Annotated in this window: 1 protein-coding gene and 2 pseudogenes; all 3 read right to left on the reverse strand. The window is 39.5% G+C overall.

Going from position 1 to position 2,730, the window contains the following annotated elements:
* Positions 1-168, reverse strand: a pseudogene (locus tag QX565_RS00220) (30S ribosomal protein S12); the annotation flags it as partial.
* Positions 169-303: 135 nt separating this feature from the next.
* The gene (locus QX565_RS00225) at positions 304-609 is read right to left on the reverse strand and encodes a DUF3467 domain-containing protein (RefSeq protein ID WP_289290530.1); all 306 of its coding nucleotides are present in this window, start codon (positions 607-609) and stop codon (positions 304-306) included.
* 380 nt (positions 610-989) lie between these two features.
* A pseudogene (locus QX565_RS00230) lies at positions 990-2,730 on the reverse strand (DNA-directed RNA polymerase subunit beta'); the annotation flags it as partial.

Here is a 2,730-nt window from a genome sequence, read left to right on the forward strand (position 1 = left end):
ACGTACACGGGCAACTTTACGCATTGCAGAGTTAGGTTTTTTCGGAGTGGTTGTATACACTCTCACGCAAACGCCACGTCTTTGAGGACATGAATCGAGGGCCGGAGATTTACTTTTCTCCACCAGCACTTCGCGTCCTTTTCTTACTAATTGCTGAATTGTAGGCATTTCAAATTGTTTTTAATTTATATTATTGTTATATTAATTTCGTAACTATACATTTTGGGCTGCAAAAATACGAATAATATTTGAATAATCAATGCACTACCTCTTTTTTTTCATTTTTAACCCTTTATATTATACTCAAGCTTCACCTTTTACAACCATTGGAGGTAAAGATTGTTCATCGGCCAATTGCACTGGTCCAAACACACGTTCATATTTTGCAATATTTTCTTCCAATGCACGAAGCAAACGTTTAGCATGTTCAGGTGCTAAAATAATCCGTGACTGGACACCTGCTTTAGGTACTCCCGGCATAACCCGTATGAAATCGAGTATGAATTCTGAACTCGAATGAGTGATGATAGCCAGGTTAGCATAAATTCCCTGCGCAACATCTTCTTTTAGTTCAATCTGTAATTGATTGTTAGGATTCTGTTCTTCCATATTTCTAAATGTTATAAATTAAACGTATATTCCAAATTCACCAGCGGAAATAATTTCACATTCCCTTTCATAAGACTAAAAAGGGGCTTTCATTCCAGAAGATGGATATTTATCCCCTTAAAAGGCTTTATTTCTCTTTACAAATTTACAACAATCCGAATAGGAAGCAAAGATTTTATGCAGTTATTTCTAGATTAAAGATTTATCTATAACAAATTAAAGAGAGTCTTGAAAGAATCCAGATCAAACCATAATCACTACCCGAAAAGACCAAAGTACCCAAAAACAAATCGCACTGAAATAATCAAAGCCAAAACACAAAAAAGGAGCAATTACCATCATGGCAATTACTCCTTCTTACTATAGTCAATTGAATTGTATTATTCTACTTCATTATAATCAAGTACCGTTTTCTTATTAGCTAAGATACGATCATACTCTTCCTTTGAACCAACAATAACTTTATCAAACTCACGTTGACCTGTACCAGCAGGAATTAAGTGACCACAGATCACATTTTCCTTCATACCTTCAAGCTTATCAATCTTACCGTTGATAGCAGCTTCGTTCAATACTTTTGTTGTTTCCTGGAAGGATGCAGCTGACATAAAGCTGGAAGTTTGCAAAGCGGCACGTGTAATACCTTGAAGAATCTGAGTAGAGGTAGCAGCAATAGCATCACGCACTTCCACCGGTTTCAAGTCACGGCGCTTCAACATACTGTTTTCATCACGCAACTTACGCGCAGTTACAATCTGTCCTGGCTGCATTGTCTGAGAATCACCTGCATCTACAACTACTTTCTTACCCCAGATACGATCATTCTCTTCCATAAACTCAAGTTTATCAACGACCTGTTGTTCAAGGAAACGAGTATCTCCGGGTTCGTCAATTTCAACTTTACGCATCATTTGACGAACAATAATTTCAAAATGCTTATCGTTAATTTTCACACCCTGCAAACGGTATACGTCCTGAACCTCATTCACGATATACTCTTGCACCGCTGTCGGACCTTTAATAGCCAAAATATCAGCTGGTGTAATGGCACCGTCTGACAACGGAGTACCAGCACGAACATAGTCATTCTCCTGTACCAGAATCTGCTTAGATAAGTTAACAAGGTACTTCTTAACCTCACCGGTTTTAGAGGTAACTACAATTTCACGATTACCACGTTTAATTTTACCCATAGTAACCTCACCATCAATTTCCGATACAACAGCCGGATTTGACGGGTTACGTGCTTCGAACAGTTCGGTAACACGTGGAAGACCACCAGTGATATCACCAGCTTTACCTACTGCACGCGGTATCTTCACAATAACCTCACCAGCTTTCACCTTCTGACCATTCTCAATGATAACGTGTCCACCCACAGGCAAGTTGTAAGTACGAATCAAATCACCATCTTCAGTAAGAATATGAGCTGAAGGCACCTTAGTCTTATCTTTAGACTCTATGATGATAATTTCACGAAGTCCGGTTGCTTCATCCGATTCAACCTTATAAGTAACGTTCTCAACAACACTCTCAAATTCAATCTTACCAGTAGCCTCAGTAATAATAACAGCGTTGAACGGATCCCACTTAGCAATAAGTTTACCCTTCTCAACCACTTCGCCATCAGCTACATACAATGTAGAGCCATAAGGTACATTGTGAGTAGACAGAACTATATTCGTATTTACATCTACGAAACGTACTTCAGCCAAACGACCTACTACAACCTTCGCTGCTTCACCAGTTTCATCAACAACGTCTACGGTACGGAGCTCTTCAAATTCCAGACGAGCTGCATTCTTAGCCACAATACTTGCATTAGCTGCAATATTAGCAGCAGTACCACCGGCGTGGAACGTACGCAAAGTCAACTGTGTACCCGGTTCACCAATTGATTGGGCAGCGATTACACCGACAGCCTCACCTTTCTGAACCATACGGCTCGTAGCAAGATTACGTCCATAACACTTAGCACATACACCCTTCTTTGATTCACAAGTCAATACTGAACGGATTTCAACGCTCTCAATCGGAGATTCCTGAATCTTCTTAGCGATGTCTTCTGTTATTTCTTCTCCACCTGAAACAAGCAATTCACCTGTTGTAGGATGAATAATA

The organism is Bacteroides sp. 41_26 (assembly GCF_949740115.1).
Classification (GTDB): domain Bacteria; phylum Bacteroidota; class Bacteroidia; order Bacteroidales; family Bacteroidaceae; genus Bacteroides; species Bacteroides nordii.